Origin of the sequence: Mesorhizobium sp. M7A.F.Ca.US.008.03.1.1, assembly GCF_003997495.1 — a bacterium.
Classification (GTDB): domain Bacteria; phylum Pseudomonadota; class Alphaproteobacteria; order Rhizobiales; family Rhizobiaceae; genus Mesorhizobium.
Genome location: NZ_RZRU01000009.1, coordinates 219,561 through 238,416 on the forward strand (window position 1 = coordinate 219,561; position 18,856 = coordinate 238,416).

An 18,856-nucleotide genomic window follows, 5' to 3' on the forward strand; every position below is an offset into this window, starting at 1 on the left:
GATCAGAAGAAGCCGAGCTTCTTCGGGCTGTAGCTGACCAGCATGTTCTTGGTCTGCTGGTAGTGGTCGAGCATCATCTTGTGGGTCTCGCGGCCGATACCGGACTGCTTGTAGCCGCCGAAGGCCGCATGCGCGGGATAGGCGTGGTAGCAGTTGGTCCAGACGCGGCCGGCCTGGATGGCGCGGCCGAAGCGGTAGGCTCGGTTGCCGTCACGTGTCCAGATGCCGGCGCCGAGGCCGTAGAGCGTATCGTTGGCGATTTCCAGCGCCTCGGCGTCGTCTTTGAAGGTCGTGACCGAAACCACGGGCCCAAAGATCTCCTCCTGGAAAATGCGCATCTTGTTGTGACCCTTGAATACCGTGGGCTGGACGTAGTAGCCGCCCGCCAGATCACCAGGCAGGACATTGCGCGCGCCACCGGTCAGCAACTCGGCGCCTTCCTGGCGGCCGATGTCGATGTAGGAAAGGATCTTTTCCATCTGCTCGGACGAGGCCTGCGCACCGATCATCGTGGCCGGGTCGAGCGGATCCCCCTGCACGATCGCCTCGACCCGTTTGAGGGCACGCTCCATGAATCTGTCATAGATGGATTCATGGATGAGGGCGCGGCTTGGGCAGGTGCAGACTTCACCCTGGTTCAGCGCGAACATGACGAAGCCTTCGATCGCCTTGTCGAAGAAATCGTCGTCCTCGGCGACGACATCCTTGAAGAAGATGTTGGGCGACTTGCCGCCCAGTTCGAGCGTGACGGGAATGAGATTCTGGCTGGCATATTGCATGATCAGCCGGCCCGTGGTGGTCTCGCCGGTGAACGCAATCTTGGCAATGCGCGGTGAGGAGGCGAGCGGCTTGCCGGCCTCGAGGCCGAAGCCGTTGACGATGTTCAGCACGCCCGGCGGCAGCAGGTCGCCGACAAGGTCGGCCCACAGCATGATGGCGGCCGGCGTCTGCTCGGCAGGTTTCAGGATGACGCAGTTTCCAGCGGCAATTGCGGGAGCAAGCTTCCAGCATGCCATCAGCAGCGGAAAGTTCCACGGGATGATCTGACCGACCACGCCCAGCGGCTCATGGAAGTGATAGGCGACCGTATCGTCGTCGATTTGCGAAAGGCTGCCTTCCTGGCCACGCAGCGCGCCGGCGAAATAGCGAAAATGGTCAATGGCAAGCGGCAGGTCGGCCGCTGTCGTTTCGCGGATCGGCTTGCCGTTGTCCCAGGTTTCGGCGCGTGCCAGGAGATCGAGGTTTTCCTCCATGCGATCGGCGATGCGGTTGAGGATGAGCGACCGTTCGGCCACGCTGGTGCGTGCCCAGCCGTCCTTGGCGGCGTGTGCGGCGTCCAGGGCGGCCTCGATGTCCTGAGCGTCCGAGCGGGCCACCTCGCACAGCAATTGACCATTCACTGGCGAGAAGTTCTCGAAGTAGCGGCCGGAGCGTGGCTCGGTCCATTTGCCGCCAATGAAATTGCCATAGCGCCTGTCAAAGGGCGCCTTGACCGACCGTGAGAATTCAACCTTGTTCACATCTTCCTCCCAAAGCTGACGCCGCGGAATGCGACGCGTGGAGGAGATATGCTTGCGCAGGCGCCGATTGTCAGGCCGTCGAAACCATGTCGTTCGCGCGAGTGTCGCAGAACTGAGACAGTTGGGCCGGCAAATTCAGTGGGTGCGCCCTAGTTCGAAGCGTTTCAACTTGCGATGCAGTGTTGCCCGGCTGATTCCGAGCGCGTCGGCGGCCGCTGAAATGTTCCCTGAGGTTCGAGCCAAGGCTCTCTGAAGCGCAGCGCGCTCGGCCCGACCGAGGCTTCCTTCCACGCCTTCGGCACCGCTCAACACGTCCATGGCGGGCAGGCTTCTTGCCAGCGATTCCTGGGAGATGCCCAGCGCGATCCTTGCCGACCGTGTCGCTCCGACCACAAGATCGTCGGAGTCGACCGCGATGAGCCCGGCGAGCCCGCTACTCGTTTCCGGAAGCAGGAGAACACGGGCACTTTGGAATGCCCGGCGAAAGTTCTCCGCTTCGATCCGTCTTGCGGCGTCCGCGACGGCCACCGAGATCAGGTTGGTAAACGCTTCGGTGAGATCGGCGCGGCAAGACGACACGTCGAGCGCCGCTGTGAGATTGCCCTCATGATCGAAGATCGGTGCTGTCGTGCAACTCAGCAGAGTATTGCGTGCAAAGAAATGCTGATCGCGATGGATGGTCAGCGCTCGCCGCTCGGCGAGACATGTTCCGATGCCATTCGTGCCTTCGCTCTCTTCGCCCCAAACCGTGCCCGTCCACAGTCCCCAATCTTCGAAAGTCTGGTTGTCGGAGGCAGCGCCACGGCGATCCACCGGAACTCCGTCGAGGTCGGCCAGAAGCACGCAGCAGCCAACCCCGCCCACCGCAAGATAGAGCTTGTCGAGGCTGGACCGCGCCGCCATTTGCAGCGGCTCGATCCTCTGCCTGGCTGTTCTAAGCTCCGCTTCCGTCAGACGCTTGGGCGATTTGCGCTCGGCCGGATCAAGCCGGTGCAGGTTAGAGGATCGCTGCCACGAGGCAATTAATGCCGATTTTGCTGCCGCGTCGGAATTGATCGCAGTCTGGACGCGATCTTCATGATGGCCGGCTGAGTGCCCGTTCACGCTGTCCTCCCGCTTTCGAAACTTTCCCTTGTCTGTTCAGTCACGCTCTTTCAGGTAATGCCCTGTCATAGTGAGGCTGTTTCCCAAGTCGGTCACCGACCTGTCAATTCGCCGAAGGAACTAGTCTGTGCCTTCCGGAGGCTCAAAGAGCGCCCACGGGAGTTCCATCGGGACGCAGCTGGTCACCGTTCCGGATATCTACAGCTGATAGGAAGTGTTGCTATTGATGTGGCGCAAGTCAGCCATCATGGCGTTGGCAGAGAGCCCGTTGCGGGTCAGCGCTTGAAGCGCAGGCTCGTTACGCCAGCGAGATGTAGCTCCAACTGTGAGCGGAACCAGACGGAACGATACGGAAAGACTTCGGATTTGCCCTCGAAAAAGACAATAAATCAATTTTAGGACGCCCTGCGGGCCTACCAGTTCATCCGATCCTGCGGAAAAGTCGAAACTATTCTGAGATAGCGAAAAATCCTCTTGGGCCGACGGCATTAACCTCCCCAATGCGGTTGTTCGCCGGGATTTCCATCGAACCTCATTATCCCGCTTTGGGTGTCCACCTTGACTGGTTCAATGAAAGCTTTTCGAACCTTCAGGTTGGCGCGCTTGAACACGAGCCAGCATCACGACGGGCCGCTACAGGATCATGTCACAGGGGAGGGATGCTTAAGCAGCGCGAGAGCTTGTGAATTGGATCCGAATCCGGCCAGAGGCCTCTATGCTAGCGAGAGATTCCCGGCTTAGCGGATCGCCTTCCTGATTTTAACGGCCGCGAGGAACAACCAGCCAATGACATGCCCGGTGTCAATCGTCACGGCATATTGGCATGATATCTGGCGCATGCTGCCGGGATGACTATTTCATGTGAGGGCCGAGCGCGGCCGGGGCTGAGACGACATCATCGGCGTACTCATAAACGTACGTGCGACCGCTGCTGATGTCGGTGACTTCCACAAAGAATTTTCCAGATCGATGCAATGCAGCCAATATGTTTCCAGTGGCTTTTTCGACTGCGCGACGTGCGGTCGGCTCCTCGGAACAAAATTCCCTTGTCAGCCGCCCAGCCAATAACTCCTTGAATTGGTAGGTCACAGCCCCGGTCCGCGCAGAATCAATTGCATTAGCACGTCCTAACACTTACGGCGGAATATTTGGGGTGGCCTTTCGTCCATGCGTGGCGGCCTAAGCCTTTTCGGGCGTGACGGCCGAGCTGAAGTGGTCGGCAACCAACCCCGACGCCGGCCGTTGACCTATGCTGGTTGATCCCAGCACTCCAGACCCTGCCCGCTGGCTCCTCCAAGGGGCAGCGGGCTTTTTCATTGGCGGACATGGAACATCAGGGTGTCGAAACGCTTTGGCGATTGCACCGTCCCTCCCATCCCGGTGCATCTCCCGTGACCCTGGCCCGCTGCCGAAAGGTGGCGGGCTTTTTGCCTGCTGGAGGAACATCCTCGCAATATCGATGTTTGGTGGCCGGCCGGTATCCCATTCCGGCTTTCCCCCTCTGATTGCCCGCTGGCTCCGGCCGGCGGGCTTTTTATTCGGTCGTGGGAATTCGATGACCGTTGCCGTTGGCTCCGGCTCCAATGGATCGTGCCCAGGCTTTTCATGCCATAAGACTTGCCGCAAATCGCGCTGATCGACGCGCTGGCCACACGAGGGGCAGCTGTAAAAATGGTCCTCTTCGCGGATGAGGTCGCCGCCGTGCAGCTTGCCGGGGATCGGAGGGCCTAGGTCGGATAGCTTCTCATGCGGGCTAAGCCTTATCGACGAGCAAGGTTTTCCGCTTCGGCGCCACATGGCTAGTGACGAGCCGCACGGCACTGTGCTTGACCGTAATGCCCAGATCCTTGCCGCCGACCGTCATCGTATCATAGTCGACGCGGACCATTTCGCCGGTTTCTGCCCACTGCTTATGTATGGCGTGCTGTCTATGATCGAGTGCGGCTGATCGTAGGAAGGGATAAGAACACTCACACGGTCTTCCGTGACCCGCTTGCGCACGGTGGCAGTGATTGCGACGGTATCGCCAACTTTGATGCCCTGGCCCATGCCAACGATTCTGGAGCAGCCGGCGCCGACGTCAATATGCGTGGAACCTAATATAAACCGCGAGCTTATCCGCTCATGAGCACGCGCGGCATCAACTTTCTCGACAGATGGCTGAGCGACCACGTCTCGGAAACTGTCGACGCCGACGTGATTTCAGTTGCCGAACTCACACAAAAGCTCTTCGCCGATGCAAAGGCAGCCGGCATCGGCAGCACCGAGATTGAGGAAGACACAGTCAGCATTTACAATGCCATCCTGGACGCCATCGTGCACCACGACGCGGGTCTGGCGGACTGACAGCCATGGCGGGCAAGGGATGGACTTTCCAATCGCTTATCGACGGCAAGATGCAGGTCAGCGCCTACTGCAATGTAGCGGCGTGCGGCCACACGAAGACACTCGACCTGGAAAAGCTACGCGACCGCTTCGGGTCCGATGCTACGGCGATGGAGTGGGATTTGCGCCCGCGCCTTAGATGCGAAAAGTGCAAGTCGAAAGATGTCGGGCTGATCTATGCGCCCGACTCGTCCAAGATTTCCTGCATGGGCCAGAACCTCTATTCCCCTCCCAAAAATCGCCGAAAGCATCGCGCCGCAGAAACATGAAAGCAAGCCTGCTCCTTCTCGGCCGCCCAATGGCAGCCGGTGGCTCGGGTCTCCCGTTAGGGGACACCTTAAGTTGGCACCGCGCTTGCAACGGCGAATGCGACCGGCGAACAAAACACCCACTGCAAAGGCTAATATGGCGGACGGCAAAAACCCTCTGTAGATGTTCGCCACTCCTTAGGAGAGTGGGTTGTGCGCGTCGTAGGAGGCCACGGCAACGCGTATTTCCGAAGCTTTGAACATAAGGAAGATGCCGTTGCTTTCGCCAAGGATCAGTGTGCCCATCTCGGATTGCGCCAGGACGCAACCGACGCTTCGGAGGTGTAGGGTGGCGGGAACACGCAAGCTTCTCCCTCGGCGGGGAGTACTTGACGATTTGAGGCCTTCCGCAGCCTAACGCCAGCGCCGCTGTCGATGGTCTCGCCGTCCGTGAGGAAGACGATCCCTGCCGCCTCTAGAACGGACCGCATTGCGTCGATCGTAGACTGCTTGTCATCGGCGCCGTTCTCGATGCGCGTGACTGTGTTGGCTGGAGTGTCCGACTTTTACGCCACGGGATGATATGGTGTCGACGGCGGCGTGACGCCTGGTGCAAAAGGAGGGCTTTTGAAAGTGGACATCGTCATTCGCGAACTGGTGGGCATCGAAGAGATCGCGGCCATCTACCCGCTTTATCAGCAAACCGGGTCCATGCCGGAGGGCCTGTTTCACGAGCGCCTGGCCGCAATGATCGCCCAGGGCAACTATCGCTGCGTTGCCGCCTTCATCGATGAAAGGATGGTCGGCATGTCGGGCTTCTGGATAGGGGTACAGCTATGGGCAGGAAAGTGGGCGGAGGCCGACCATGTGGTTGTCGATGCCCAGATGCGCAGTGCTGGTATCGGCGCCAAACTGATGGCGTGGATCGAGAAGGAAGCAGCGCGTGTCGGCTGCGACGTCACCCGCATCTCGATGGTTCTCGGCAAGGAGCGCACGCACAAGTTCTACAGCCGCAACGGCTATGCCGATGATGCGCTCATTCTGGTGAAGCCGCTGAGTGCGTGGGCCGAGGCCGAGTTCCCAGAATATGCTGCGCACAAAGTGCCGATGGAGCGCGGCTAGAACGCCGCAACGCCCGACATAATCGACGAAGTTGCTGGGCCAAGCGACCTTTCGCCGTTTGAGCCTTTTACAGGGAACGGCTATTGTAGGAATATTGTCCTCGGGTGGAGCGACTCTCGAAAAGATGTCGCAATGGCTAGGTCAAAACCCTCAAAGCAACTCTCACAGGAAGAAATCGAACGCTTCCTGAAGGCCGCAGAGGCGCTGCACAAGAGCATCGTCAAGCCGCTTATATCGCCACACTGCGATCATTATCGATCGCTCCAGGCCGTGCATGAGGCGCTGCTGAAGTCGGTGCGGGAAGTGACCGGCAAGGAAGTCGAGTTCATCCAGTGGAATACCACCGGGCCGGTGCTCCTACGGCCGAGTGAACGCTATGGGTTCAGCCCGCTTACGGCGTAGCCTCTATGGCGATTCTTAGGCCGATTGGGAAGCCGACGCCGGGCCGGCACCGAAGCGCATGAAGCGGGGAGGAACGCGTGCTCCCCTAGTCCGTTGATTGCTTGTTATGCCGTCGACCTTGATACGCAGAACGGAGTACGATCCGGACAGGAGGATCCTCTCTGTTTGGCTAGTGACCAGTGACAAGCGCTATGATTTTGAGGGAGTACCTCCCGAGACCTTTGACGCGTTTCGATCCGCCTTCGCCAAGGGACGGTACTTCAACAGTCACATTCGCAACCATTTCCATTACCGCCGAAACGATAGCTAAGCAGAATTTCAAGCGTCCATTTCGAGCCGATTGTGGACCGGCTTGTCATGCCAGATCACTTGCCTGAGATCCCGCATATCGACAGGCTGTCCACAGGTCGGACAGGTGTAGAAATGTTCCGCTTCATTCTTGGGCGGGCCGCCATGGCGCGTCCCGGTAATCGGCGGGCCGAGATCGGACAACTTTGTCATGGGTCTCTACGTTGGTTTATCCATAGGCGTTTTTTTCTCCGTTAGGTCGGTATCGACACGCTGATCCTGTCGTCAGTAACGCGTCGAATAATGGTGGCGTCGATCGCCACCTCATCGCCGATGTTTAGACCAACAGCCATGCATAGGAGTCTGGTGCGGCCGTCGCACGCGTCAAGTAGCGGAACCTAATATGCGCTTTTCGCTTTCTGCATATGAGCACGCGAGGCACCAATTTTCTCGACCACTGGATCCGGAACAACGTTCCCGAGACGATGGTGGCCGATCATCGGTTTCCCTACCATGCCGGCTTGGCTGAGTGACGTCCCTTCATCCGGCGATGGCACGCCCTACGGCAATGCCAATGGCGAGGGCCAAAGGCGGCATTGGCGAGCAGATGAAGGGCGAAGGGGCCGTAGCGGTCCCGCAAACCCGTGGCGGGGCTCTCAGGCCAAGTTCAGAGATGGTGCGGACGCGGCACCTCGCCTGAGCGTGGCCCGACCGAGTGATGCCCCCATCTCCCGCTCGAACCGCACCGCGTCCTGGTGGTCGGCTATCATGCCCTTACCGCCGGGAAATGCCTCGCAAGATAAAACCCCGGTGAACGATGAGCGCAACCAACCCCGCCGCCGCAAGTGACCTATGCTGGTTTATCCAGCACGCCATGACCCTGGCCCGCTGCCGAAAGGTGGGGGGCTTTTTTGATTTATAAGCATGATTTGAGGGTTCACGTGCTGAGCTCAGGCGATACGTTCGATCTCGCGCTGCGACTTCCGGTGTTGGTTCCGTGAGACTTCGACACCGTGATGGCAAGGATAGCGGCGGCATCAGGCTAACAGAGTTGGGGTGCAGCGCCGATCCAAATCTGTAAACCACGACGCGCTCAACAGTGGTGCCACGAGCAGTCCCAGCGGCGGAGTTCAGCATGTTATCAAAGCGAATAAAGCTCGCCACGCTGTTTGCGGCTACCGCCCTGTCGCTGGCGGCATACAATCACGCGCGCGCCAGGAAGGCTATGGTTCCCGGTTTGATGGGACGCACTTTCAGGGTCGATGGAGTGGAACTGCGCGTCATCGAGAAAGGCAGCGGGCTTCCCTTGCTCCTGCTGCACGGCAATGGTTCGGTCGCGGAGGATTTTGCGATCAGCGGCACGCTCGACCTGGCGAGTGCCAAATACCGGGTCCTCGCTTTCGACCGGCCCGGCTTCGGTGGAAGCTCGCGACCGGCTGGAAAGTGCTGGTCGGCGCAAGAGCAGGCCGATCTCTTCCACGAAGCCGCCGCCAGCCTCGGCATTCACAGATACCTCGTGCTCGGACATTCCTGGGGCGCTTGGATCGCGCTGGAGATGGCCCGCAGGCATGCTCCCTCGGTCGCCGGCCTAATTCTCGTCTCGGGTTATTACTATCCGCCACCGAGGCTGGATCTCGCTCTTGCAGCACTACCGGCCGTACCGCTGATCGGCACGGCATTCCGTCACACCTTGCTGCCGCTCGCAGTAAGACTCGGCTGGCCATCGGCCATGCGAACGATATTCCGGCCCGGGCCGATCTCCGATGTTTTTTGGGTGAGCACAAGGGAGGTCGTCAGCCGCCCGTCACAGCTGCGCTCGATCTGTGTGGAGACGACCCTGATGTTCGGCGCGGCGCTGTTGACGAAGCCTAGCTATCGAGACATCACAGTGCCGACCGGTATCGTCGCTGGAGCAGGGGACAGGCTGTTCGACGCTAGGCATGAAGCGGAGCGCTTGCATGCCGAGATCTCAGGATCACTGATAGAAATAATCCCGAATTCCGGGCACATGGCTCACCACAGCGGCCCGCAGACGGTGCTCCGAATGATCGACAAGGTCACCTGCATGCCTCGTCCACCAAAAGACGGAGACCGCAGCGACGCGCTCTCCCCAGCTGCACGCTGACTATCATCGAGCTCCCGCAAGCCCGGCCAGCAGGTGCGTCACTGGTCGGACAGGGATCTGCTCTTTGGATCGGGAAGAATCGGGGTACAAATAGGACTGCGCACCAGAAGGCGCAATGCGGAGAACGGGATAGGGTAGACTTTGGCCCCCTGCGAGATGAATTCGGTCCTACAAGCCTGGCCAATCGATCGGCGGCCGCGAAATCATCAGCCAGAAGATGGCAAGCACAGAGGCAAAGGCAGGAAAGCCGAACGCGAACCAGAGCCGAAACAAGGTGTTATAGCGCTGTGGTGGAGGTTGCTTCGATGCCGCGGCCTGCATAGCGAGATTGCGCATCTCCATCTGCATCCACACGACCGGAAGCCAGAACAGGCCGGTGATGAGGTAGAGCAGGATCGAAAGCACAATCCACCCTTCGGTCAGCGGATAGCCCGCATGCCAGGCGAGGAGGGCGCCGGTGACAGGTTGGGCGACGACGGCGGTTGCCGTGAACACAAAATCCGCGATCACGACGATGCGCGCGACCGTCGCTATGGTTGCGGAATTTCCGGTCCGGTGGGCGAGCAGCATGAAAAAGGCGATGCCGGCGCCGGTGCCCAGCAGCACGGCCGCGCCGATGACATGCAGGAACTTGAGCATGAAGTAGACCATCAGCGTTCCTCCAGGACCGCCAGCGCAACAAAATGCAGAACCAGAACCGGCAGGATCTTCAGGAAAGGTCCGAGCGGCTCGTTCCACAGCTCAGGCCGCAGCATGGTCCCCGCGATCGCATAGAAAACAGCTACCGCGATCGCCCCGAACAGACCCAGCCGACTAGTGCGTCGCCAGGCGATCAGCGCGCCGACCGCCATGTCGGCCAGCGCTCCGGCGATGACCGCCGGTTCCGCCAGCGGACCGATGGCAGTGCCTTCCAGCAAGTCCACCCCGCGGCGCCAGCCGGTGGTCAGGGAAATGACACCCGTCATGATCCAGAAGAAGGGCAGGACAGTAAAGATCGCCGGCTTGACGAAATAGAGGCGGGCGAACCACCGCTCCTGCACCGTCGCGGGATTGAGGTTCAGCGCCACTTGGAGGCCGGATGGTTGGATCCCTGTCGCTGCGATCCACGGGTGGGGGTCGCCGACAGCACCCCGTACGATTTCCTTGGCTGCATTGCTGCGCATCGGTGGGCGCCAGCCGAGCAGAGCCGCCGCATCGCCGATCCGGTACAGGCCGGCCGCCACGCTACCGGGCAGGGTGAACTCTCCAGCCGGTCTCGACCCGAGCCAGCGGCGATAGAGGCCGATCACCTTGGTCATCGGCAGCGCTTCAGGTCCGGCAAGGTCAAGTGCTAGGCGCGATGCGCTATCAGGTCGGAGAAAATGCAGGACAGTGGCGATCACGTCGTCCAGCTGTACGACCTGAAGCCGACCTGTGGTGGGCATCACCGGCAACAGCGGCAATGCGGCCAGTCCGCGAAACAGCGCACTGGCGCCGAACGCCGGCCGGCCCAGCACGACCGAAGGCCGCAGGATGACCCAGTCTAAATCGCGCGCCATCAACGCCAGGTCGCCAGCCAGCTTGCTGGCCGAGAAGGCAGACGGCTGCAGCCGATCGACTCCGATAGCCGAAAAGTGAATGACTTTCTTCACTCCCGCCTGCTCACAGGCGGCAAAGAGTGCCGATGCGCCGGCCGCATGCACACCGCCAGTGTTTTCTTGCGCGCTGTCCTGTAGCACGCCGGCGCAGTTGACGACCGCATCGATGCCCATCAGATGCGGGCTCCAGTCCTGTGTCCGCACTGCCTTTGCCATGTCGAGCAAGACAGGCGGCAAGCCTGTGAAGGGCGCGGCGCCGGCACGATGCTGCACGCGAACGATTTCATATCCATCGGCGGCCAGCCGCGCGCAAAGCGAAGCTCCGATCAGACCCGACGCGCCGATGACGAGGACCTTCACCTCGCGTACCCTGAAAACGGCAGTGGCAGTCGCGCCTCAACCTGTCTGCACGCCGAGCCAGGCGAAACAACAGCGGTGCCGCAATCGGGCCAACCGGTCGAGCGATCCGAGATCCGCGCGCCTCGCTGAGAGGGTTTGGAAGCGAGCGTCCGCGCGGTGCGAGCGGCAAGTCCGGCCAAAGCTCCGCCCATCTTCCGGACTGCGTTCTTGAGCAATGGTACCGAACGCAAGCTCGGGCTGATTGTTTCTTTGGTCCCCATCATGGCGTGCTCATTCCAAGTTGGCTCTTGGATCGAGAGGTCTCTCAGGACCGCGAGGTCGGGCTCCCGGAGCTCAGAGATTCTCTGCTGCTTGCGAATGAGCACTTCCGAGGGTGAGGTGGGGGACAAATAGGCCGACCTGGATAAGTATTGAGCCGAACTTTCCATCGCCGCGAATGTTCCAGAGTCGGGAGGGGCATCGAACCTGCGGCTGTCTTTGACGTCGGTCTGCCGAGTTTGCAGAGCTGTGTCTTCAGCCTTCGATGTACCGATGTTCTCGCCCCACGTTGCCTCTGCCTATGGTTTCCGGAGCAAGCCTCTCCAATCTTGCGTCGAATGAACTGAAAAGCTGGCCATCAGGGAAATCGCTGCTTATCGGAAGACGTCGAGCTTCGGATCGGTGGCGAACGAACTGGCTTCCAGATGTCTAGGAGAAAGCAGTTCCAGAAGCCCCTCAAATCAAGCTTCTGTCCCCAATCTACCGCCCTTGGGGCGGCTTACATTGCTTTGCTTGGCGCGACCGTCCCAATGGTGGTAGCGATGTGCCCCCGATGCAACCCACCTGTGCGCACGGCAGCGATAGGAGGGCACTCCAGGAAGCAGGCTTCGAAGCCGTGGCAGTCGGTGACGCTGAACGGGCCATAGCGGCCTTCGATTAGCTGGCGGCTCGCGAAGGACTGAAGACATGGGCATGAGCGAACGTGTTACGGCGGTCGGGCCGGAGCGAGGTCTCCGCCAAGCTAATCCGACAACCACGCGGTCATGGCTCTGGCCCGGCGGGCACTCGTCTATCCCGAGATTTCCTGCAGTCATCAATGCGGTGTTTCCCAAACCCACTACTGCTGCTCGGGCATTTCCGTATTTTCCTGAGGGTCCTTTTTCACGCCTGGACTGGGTGACGTGTCCGCTGGTGCATTACCTCCCTGGTTTTGCTCAGGAGCACGCTTGAACGGTGCCGTCTGCCAAGAGCCGTTCGATAGAGGCGTAAGTACAAAGAATGCCATCAGGCCTACAAAAATGACGGCGATAACCGCCACGCCCCACCCCATGAGTCTTCGCGTGCCGCGTTGTTCTTCCCTGCGAGATAGGTTGTCCGCCATTGCTCCGGCCTTTCGTGAACTGGCGCTGGTGAGCAACGCGCCTTCTCGAACTCGGTTCCGCCACGTCCGACATCAAGCTTCGCCTTGAGGCGGCTTCCCGTCGCACTGACGGTCTACGGTTTCTGCTTTCTGCTCCGCGGGTGGCGTCTCGTCGACCGGCAGTTTCGGCAGCGAACTGTTTTCGTCCGGTGATAGCGAAGGAAGTATCTCAGCCACCTCTGCCAGGATGTCGTTTACGATCCCGTTCATCTGCGTGCCTGTTGCGAAAATATTTCCTGTCGAACTTCGCTATTGCATCAAAGTTCCGGCCCCCGGTGCAGCAACTGAGAATTGAGCAATTTTGAAGCTTAGCCACTAACGTCGTTGCCGGCGCATTGGGGAATAGGCCTCGGGTTTAGCCTTTGCCACTGACCGGCTGCGAAATTCCTTGCGAATTCCAAGGTCTCGAAAAGCTGCTGCGTGATCGCGCCGTCCTCGAGTATCTGAACCGCCCAGTGCCCGTCTAATTGCTCAATTGAAACACTGTTCTTTGGTTTGTCGTCCACCATCCGCACTCCTCCGCAGATGCAACAGTGTAAAGCACCGTGGCGGGCCGCCGCTATCAATGTTCGAAACATACCAAATTCCCGCACCCGGTCAGACCGGGGAGACCATCCATGCCAGCCCCCGCAGGAAACCAGTTTTGGAAGGCCCTAGCTCACATGGCCGCACCCCGATCTTCACTCATCCAGAAAAGCTGTGGACAGCATGTTGCGAGTACTTCGAATGGGTCGACGCGTACCAACTCTATGTGGCCAAGCCATTCGCGTATCCGCGTCCAGCAGCACGCCGGGCCGGCGCCGAAGGGCATGAAGGGGCCGGCGACGCAATGGGTCACGCGGGGCCTGATCGGGCGCGTGAAGCACTTGCGCGGCCATGAGTATTTGCGGCACGCTTCGCTGCAAAATTTCAGGGAGGAGGATCATGCCGATTCATCGAAAGGCCGCTGACGCGGGCATTTTTCGGCCGGCCGAGCTGGACTTGCTGGGGCGTGTTTTCGAGCAGCTCAACTTTGACGGCCAGTCGGGAGATGCCCGCGACGCCATCGCATCACGTGTGATCGCCAATTACATGGCCGGCATAAAAGATGAGGCCGAACTTCTCTCGCTTTCGAGGCAGCCGTTGGGGCGGTAAGGTGGGGAAAGCTAGAGCTTCACCAGGCGCACAGCATCAAGCGCGACCGTCACCACTGGGCCACCCAGGCTCACCGTTACAGCGTCGTTCTCGACCCGTGTGACGCTGCCGATCAGTTCCATAGTCTGGCCTTTGACCACCTTCGTGGTGCTATCCCGAACGGAATGCGGGAATCCGTAGGTCGGAATGGACACGCTGATCCTGTCGTCAGTGACGCGTCGAATAATGGTGGCGTCGATCGCCACCTCATCGCCGATGTTGAGACCGCTAGCCATGCAATGGACTCTGGTGCGGCCGTGGCACGCGTCAAGTATCGGAACCTAACATCCGCTGTTCGCTTTCCTGCACATGCCTTTGGGGCTCTGAGGGCGCTGGCGATGTCATCGAAGGCGTGTTCCATCCTAAAACCTTAGATCGAGAGCTCGAATCTCGGAAACCCTCTTTTGTTCTCATGGGAGTCTGGGGCATTCGGTACGCCACGTAGATCGGCTGTAAATCGGGAAGAGCCTTGCACACGCATTTCGGCTAATATGAAGCGTCCCGCACATTCACGCGTGACGAAAATAGGAGGATGCGATGAATAACTTGAATCGCAGGTCTGCAATTGCTCTCGGTGTGACGGCCGCAGCCGTAACGCCATTGTTCGCCTTGGCGGCATCTGCAAAAACCAAGGAATATGGCCCAACGGATGGCAAGGAGATTGCCCCCGGCGTCAGGGTGGTGGAGGTCGGCACCGGGAACGCGGATATTGGCGCCTACAAGAGCATCGCAATTGTGGATGTTGTCTTCCAGCCCGGTGCACACGCTCCGGCAATGATGATGGACAACGACATGGTATGCACAATCGCTGCGGGCGAATTCATCATCAAAAAGGTGGACAAGGAATTCAAGCTCAAGGAAGGCGATATGTATACGTGCGCCAAGGGAAAGACCGATGAGGCCACTAATACAAGTGCCTTGGTCGGCGTGCATCGCATCGCCGTTCTGATACCTGCCTAGGAGAGATAGCAGGCGCCTGCTGCCGGTGACACACGCCGCAGCGGGCGCTTCGGCTGCTGCTGCAAACGGCGATAACCACATCAAGCGGAACCGAATCAGGGGCTTGCAACTGTTGGGTTCAACCAAGCTTGCATGAGGCCCGCCTCATGTTCAGAGATAAAGAAACACGAGATTTAGAAGCCGCCCTGATCGCTGCAGTTCCCGCTTTCGGTTCTGGTCGCGGTGGCGATGGTCAGCCTCACGTCGGATGAGCAAACGCGGCAGAGATTTCTTGTAAAGATGGTTTCGGACAACGTTCCCGAAACGGTCGGCGCGGACATCATCTCAGTCGCTGAGTTGACCCAGAAGCTGTTCGCAGACGCCAAGGCGGTAGGCATCAGCAGAGCTGAAATTGAGGAAGCCACAGTCAGCGCTTACAATACCATCCTTGACGCGAGTCCACTACGATCCCGGCTTGGCTGAGTGACGTCCGCCCTACGGCAATGCCGATGGCGAGGGCCAAAGGCGCCATTGGCGAGCAGATGACGGGCAAAGGGGCTGTAGCGGTCCCGCAAACCCGTGCAGAGCTGGTGCGGATGCGGCACCCCGCCTGAGCGTGGCCCGACCGAGTGATGCCCCCATCTCCCGTTCGAACCGCACCGCGTCCCGGTGGTCGGCTACCATTTCCTTCAGGCGCGAGAAATGTCTCGTAAGATAAGATCCCGGTGAACGATGAGCGCGACCAAACTCTGCCGCCGCCCGTTGACCTATGCTGGTTGCTCCCAGCGCACTCAACACCCTAGCCCGCCCGTCCCATTCGGGCGGGCTCTTTTGAACGCTTGACAATGAAGCGCAGTTCATACGTCTGTGCGCTTGATAACAACGGAGGACGCCACCTTGAAAAAGACATACGAAAAGCCGGTTCTGACGAAGCGTGACTGCCTGTCGAAGGTCACTGCCTCTCCTCCTTCATCGAGCACCGCAACCTGAACAAAGTAACGTTCAGTATCAGCAAGCCCGCTGGCTCCGGTTGGCGGGCTTTTTTCTTGGGCTAAATTCTTGGGATGCAACGGCAAAGCAGAGGTCTGAAAGCACGGATTTGGCCGCTTTTAGAGGAACAAGTCTACGCCGCGTATTGGTTGCCTGCCGGGTTCCAACGCTCGGCCGCCCTTATATCCCTTAGGGGCGGCCCGCCGCTGCGGTGAATGGGGCGGCGGGCTGTTCCTTGAAACCAAAGATCATTCTGTAAGTTGGTCCAAAGGAGGAGCCAATGAAAAGGATGGCGATGGACGTGTGGAAGAGGGCAATCAGCAACTGCTTGCCCGACGTTCGTCTGAAGAGGTCGGCATTTCGGAGCCTGATGCGCGAGATCTGATCAAGCTCATTGGCACGGATGGGAATTCGCTGTTGCGGGAAGGTCGGTTTTTGAAGGAACGTCATTAGAAGTCCGCCGCCTATTGGGGCGCGACTACACCTTTGGGAATCGACCGCTCATATGGTCTCGTGGCGCATGGCAAGCCCGTGCAACGTTTCGCCGCCAAGATTCCTGAGCGACCTGACGTTTAAATTCGATGCTGTGAGTTCGGTATCTTGGCATGGCTTTCCGGTTATCCTCACCGGGCATTTCCGGGTTCGCGAAAGGCGACAACATTCGCCTGCGGTACTTCATTCATCCAAAACCCCTCTCTGTTTAACCCGCCATAACGCGGGGTGTCGCCAATTTGTTCCTATAGCTCGTCGGCGAGAGCGTTGAAGCGGCAAGAACGAGTTGGGAGGCCGGGATGTGCCCTTCGTCGTCTATTCCGGCCTGGGTCCCGAGGAGAGTAATGAAGTATTCTCACTTGGGATGACGGTGAAGCCGGCCTTCCCGGAAGTAGTTGTCCGCCTTCTCAGAGAGCTGCTCGCCGGTCAGCAACCGAGGATGACCGGATAGCTGCACCCTTGCTTTAAGCTGGCGGACTCACGTGCGGGGCCGGCGTCAGAGGTGGAAGGAAAGGCGATGGCCGTTTCGCCCGTCTGCCTGCTGGCCGTTTTGCTTGGGTCCGGGTACGGAGGCACGGAGCGCGCATTGGCGTGGCAATCAACAAGGTTCCCGGATGAGGGCGGCTCATATTGTGCATTGCAGCAACCATATGGCTGCATGTGCGTTGTGCCATACTGTGCCATTCCGGCGCGCAAGGACACTGATTTGCGAAGTATATCGGACACGATCGCTCGCCTGAGCGCGCGGCCAGCCGGATCAGGGGAACGCAAGGACGCTCACTTGTCCGAAATCACAGGGTTCGGGTCCAATCCCGGGGCCTTGCGTGCGTGGTTTTATCTTCCGGAGAATCTAACCCGGCAGTCGGCGCTGGTCGTCGTGCTGCATGGCTGCACCCAGAATGCGGCCAGCTATGATCATGGCTCCGGCTGGACCGAGCTCGCCGCCAAGCATGATTTTGCCGTCCTTTTCCCCGAGCAGCAGCGCGCCAACAACGCCAATCTTTGCTTCAACTGGTTCGTGCCAGGCGATATCAGCCGCGACAGCGGCGAGGCACTGTCCATCCGCCAGATGATTGAGGCGGTAGTCGTTACGCATGGGCTTGATCGCAAGAGGATCTTTATCACAGGTCTGTCCGCCGGGGGCGCCATGGCGGCGGTGATGCTGGCAAACTATCCCGAACTGTTTGCCGGCGGCGCGATCATTGCCGGGCTTGCCTATGGCACTGCCTCGACCATCCCCGAAGCCTTCGGCCGCATGCGCGGCCATGGCGGTCCGTCCGGGACCGACCTCCAGCGCCTGTTGCGGGCAGCCTCGCCGCACAACGGCCCGTGGCCGCGGCTTTCGCTGTGGCAGGGCTCGGCCGACACGACCGTCGTGCCAGCGAATGCGGACGCGGTGCTGGCGCAGTGGCAAAGCGTGCACAACCTCAGCGAAAAGCCAACACGCATAGAGAAGATCGACGGCCAGACGCGGAAGATCTGGTCCGACGGCAAAGGTCGCGAAGTGGTCGAGACGTTCACCATTGCCGGGATGGGGCATGGAACGCCACTGCAAACTGGTGGCGGCGATGGTCTCGGCAAAGCAGGGCCTTTCATGCTGGATGTTGGGATTTCCTCGACACGCCACATCGCCCGCTTCTGGGAATTGACGAAGCCCGTCGTGCGAAGCAAAGGCAAAGCCGAGGTCGCTTCAGCTGCCGCATTGCAGTTCTTTGCACCAATGGAAAAACCGCGGGCAGTCCGTATCGATCCCACGCCGGAGCGAGCCAATGCGCGTGGCCCGGCGAGCCGGATTTCCAAGGTCATCGAAGATGCGTTGCGCGCGGCGGGATTGATGCCCTAAATTGTTGTGGTGGAGGAGCTCTTTGTGGCCTTGCCCGGGCCGCCTCTGGTCGTTGAAGTTCTGCCGTGCCTGGCTTTCCATCTCGGTTTGGCGAGCGGAAAGCGCGCTGCGGCGGACTCCTTGAGCAGGTGCGTGCCCATTTTGGGCGGAACAAGAGATACGCGCGAAAAAAGACCGACGAGATCAACGACAGCAATAGCCCCCGAAAGCTTGCTCTTGTCTCGGCACCGCTAACAATCGCCGGCAAGTTCGCCTATCCCTGCGTAGGCGCTCGCGCTCCAGCTTCGAGCTGCATTAATGTCACGGACCTCTGGACCCCTTGTCAGCCGATGCTAAATCAAGGCAATGCGACGCTTACTTCTAGGCCCTACAGCCTTCCTCATCTGCACGACGTGGCTTCAGGCCGAAGCCTGGAAGCCCTTCGGGGTCCGGCAGCTTGGCTTCACATTCGATATCCCTCCAGGCTTCGCCCTGACTCAACGTTCGCAGCAGGGGGCGGCCTTTCGGGGCCCAAGGGATGCGCTTCTGGTCGTTTGGGGCGCGCGACTGGGCAAAGCCAGTTTTCGCGCCGAGATCGAGCATCGCATGATTGAAGACGAAAGGGCCGGTTGGCGACTGACCTATCGGCGCATAGCCCCCAGATGGGCCAGCTACTCCGGTGTCAAGAATGGCGATATTCGCTATGTCCGCGCAATTATGGTGTGCGACGAGCGGGCCGCACTTTTCACAATGAACTATAGGCAATCGGAAAAGGAACCGTATGATCCTATTGTAGTGCGCATGGTCCGGTCTCTGAAGGCACAAGGCTGCTCATGAGGTTCTGGGCTGGCGACCAATGGGCACCAAAACGGCTTACAGTGCCGCGGCATGGCTCATGATCGCGTATCGG

Annotated in this window: 19 protein-coding genes; 9 read left to right on the plus strand and 10 right to left on the minus strand. The window is 59.7% G+C overall.

What is annotated here, in order from left to right:
- Window positions 1–2: 2 nt before the first annotated feature.
- The 4 genes from adh to EOA16_RS33640 all read right to left on the minus strand — a co-directional run bounded on the left by adh (window position 3) and on the right by EOA16_RS33640 (window position 4,512).
- Window positions 3–1,520, minus strand: coding sequence for an aldehyde dehydrogenase (gene adh, locus EOA16_RS15240; RefSeq protein ID WP_127259154.1), 1,518 nt, complete (start codon window positions 1,518–1,520; stop codon window positions 3–5).
- 135 nt (window positions 1,521–1,655) lie between these two features.
- Window positions 1,656–2,624: a helix-turn-helix domain-containing protein gene (locus tag EOA16_RS15245; RefSeq protein WP_127259156.1), complete on the minus strand. Its 969-nt coding sequence runs from the start codon at window positions 2,622–2,624 to the stop codon at window positions 1,656–1,658.
- An 852-nt stretch (window positions 2,625–3,476) separates the two neighbouring features.
- Window positions 3,477–3,713 carry a hypothetical protein gene (locus EOA16_RS15250; RefSeq protein ID WP_127259157.1) on the minus strand — a complete coding sequence of 79 codons (237 nt, stop codon included), beginning with the start codon at window positions 3,711–3,713 and terminating at the stop codon, window positions 3,477–3,479.
- 664 nt (window positions 3,714–4,377) lie between these two features.
- On the minus strand, window positions 4,378–4,512 hold the full coding sequence (locus tag EOA16_RS33640; RefSeq protein ID WP_348630320.1) for a hypothetical protein: 135 nt from the start codon (window positions 4,510–4,512) through the stop codon (window positions 4,378–4,380).
- 236 nt (window positions 4,513–4,748) lie between these two features.
- On the opposite strand from EOA16_RS33640, the gene EOA16_RS15265 reads away from it, so the two are divergent.
- The 5 genes from EOA16_RS15265 (at window position 4,749) to EOA16_RS15285 (ending at window position 7,091) form a co-directional block, all read left to right on the plus strand.
- Window positions 4,749–4,970 (plus strand): DUF768 domain-containing protein, encoded by a 222-nt coding sequence (locus EOA16_RS15265; protein WP_127259159.1) that lies wholly within the window; start codon window positions 4,749–4,751, stop codon window positions 4,968–4,970.
- Between the two features lie 5 nt (window positions 4,971–4,975).
- Window positions 4,976–5,278, plus strand: a complete 303-nt coding sequence (locus EOA16_RS15270) for a hypothetical protein (protein WP_127259160.1) — start codon at window positions 4,976–4,978, stop codon at window positions 5,276–5,278.
- A gap of 612 nt (window positions 5,279–5,890) precedes the next feature.
- Entirely contained in the window at window positions 5,891–6,379 is a 489-nt protein-coding gene (locus tag EOA16_RS15275) for a GNAT family N-acetyltransferase (protein ID WP_245455938.1), read from the plus strand.
- Window positions 6,380–6,511: 132 nt separating this feature from the next.
- Entirely contained in the window at window positions 6,512–6,781 is a 270-nt protein-coding gene (locus EOA16_RS15280) for a hypothetical protein (RefSeq protein WP_127259163.1), read from the plus strand.
- 106 nt (window positions 6,782–6,887) lie between these two features.
- Entirely contained in the window at window positions 6,888–7,091 is a 204-nt protein-coding gene (locus EOA16_RS15285; RefSeq protein ID WP_127259165.1) for a KTSC domain-containing protein, read from the plus strand.
- Between the two features lie 8 nt (window positions 7,092–7,099).
- Here the strand turns inward: EOA16_RS15285 and EOA16_RS15290 are convergent, their stop codons facing one another.
- Window positions 7,100–7,282 (minus strand): hypothetical protein, encoded by a 183-nt coding sequence (locus tag EOA16_RS15290; RefSeq protein ID WP_127259166.1) that lies wholly within the window; start codon window positions 7,280–7,282, stop codon window positions 7,100–7,102.
- Window positions 7,283–8,336: 1,054 nt separating this feature from the next.
- Between EOA16_RS15290 and EOA16_RS15300 the strand changes: the two genes are divergently transcribed.
- Entirely contained in the window at window positions 8,337–9,194 is an 858-nt protein-coding gene (locus EOA16_RS15300; protein WP_245455939.1) for an alpha/beta hydrolase, read from the plus strand.
- A gap of 168 nt (window positions 9,195–9,362) precedes the next feature.
- Here the strand turns inward: EOA16_RS15300 and EOA16_RS15305 are convergent, their stop codons facing one another.
- The 3 genes from EOA16_RS15305 to EOA16_RS15315 all read right to left on the minus strand — a co-directional run bounded on the left by EOA16_RS15305 (window position 9,363) and on the right by EOA16_RS15315 (window position 12,527).
- Window positions 9,363–9,845 carry a DUF2269 domain-containing protein gene (locus EOA16_RS15305; RefSeq protein ID WP_127259171.1) on the minus strand — a complete coding sequence of 161 codons (483 nt, stop codon included), beginning with the start codon at window positions 9,843–9,845 and terminating at the stop codon, window positions 9,363–9,365.
- Window positions 9,845–11,131: an SDR family oxidoreductase gene (locus EOA16_RS15310; protein ID WP_127259172.1), complete on the minus strand. Its 1,287-nt coding sequence runs from the start codon at window positions 11,129–11,131 to the stop codon at window positions 9,845–9,847. The genes EOA16_RS15305 and EOA16_RS15310 overlap by 1 nt, the downstream gene beginning before the upstream one ends.
- A gap of 1,096 nt (window positions 11,132–12,227) precedes the next feature.
- Complete coding sequence (locus tag EOA16_RS15315; RefSeq protein WP_245455940.1) at window positions 12,228–12,527, minus strand: hypothetical protein; 300 nt, start codon at window positions 12,525–12,527, stop codon at window positions 12,228–12,230.
- A 927-nt stretch (window positions 12,528–13,454) separates the two neighbouring features.
- Between EOA16_RS15315 and EOA16_RS15335 the strand changes: the two genes are divergently transcribed.
- Complete coding sequence (locus EOA16_RS15335; RefSeq protein WP_127259174.1) at window positions 13,455–13,664, plus strand: hypothetical protein; 210 nt, start codon at window positions 13,455–13,457, stop codon at window positions 13,662–13,664.
- Window positions 13,665–13,675: 11 nt separating this feature from the next.
- Here the strand turns inward: EOA16_RS15335 and EOA16_RS15340 are convergent, their stop codons facing one another.
- Complete coding sequence (locus EOA16_RS15340; protein ID WP_127259176.1) at window positions 13,676–13,939, minus strand: hypothetical protein; 264 nt, start codon at window positions 13,937–13,939, stop codon at window positions 13,676–13,678.
- 301 nt (window positions 13,940–14,240) lie between these two features.
- Here EOA16_RS15340 and EOA16_RS15345 point away from each other — a divergent pair, with 301 nt between their 5' ends.
- Entirely contained in the window at window positions 14,241–14,663 is a 423-nt protein-coding gene (locus EOA16_RS15345; RefSeq protein WP_127259177.1) for a hypothetical protein, read from the plus strand.
- A 1,158-nt stretch (window positions 14,664–15,821) separates the two neighbouring features.
- Here EOA16_RS15345 and EOA16_RS32640 read toward each other — a convergent pair.
- Complete coding sequence (locus EOA16_RS32640; RefSeq protein ID WP_164754275.1) at window positions 15,822–16,082, minus strand: hypothetical protein; 261 nt, start codon at window positions 16,080–16,082, stop codon at window positions 15,822–15,824.
- A gap of 748 nt (window positions 16,083–16,830) precedes the next feature.
- Here EOA16_RS32640 and EOA16_RS15360 point away from each other — a divergent pair.
- Window positions 16,831–17,967 carry a PHB depolymerase family esterase gene (locus EOA16_RS15360; protein WP_245455941.1) on the plus strand — a complete coding sequence of 379 codons (1,137 nt, stop codon included), beginning with the start codon at window positions 16,831–16,833 and terminating at the stop codon, window positions 17,965–17,967.
- Window positions 17,968–18,856: the final 889 nt, after the last annotated feature.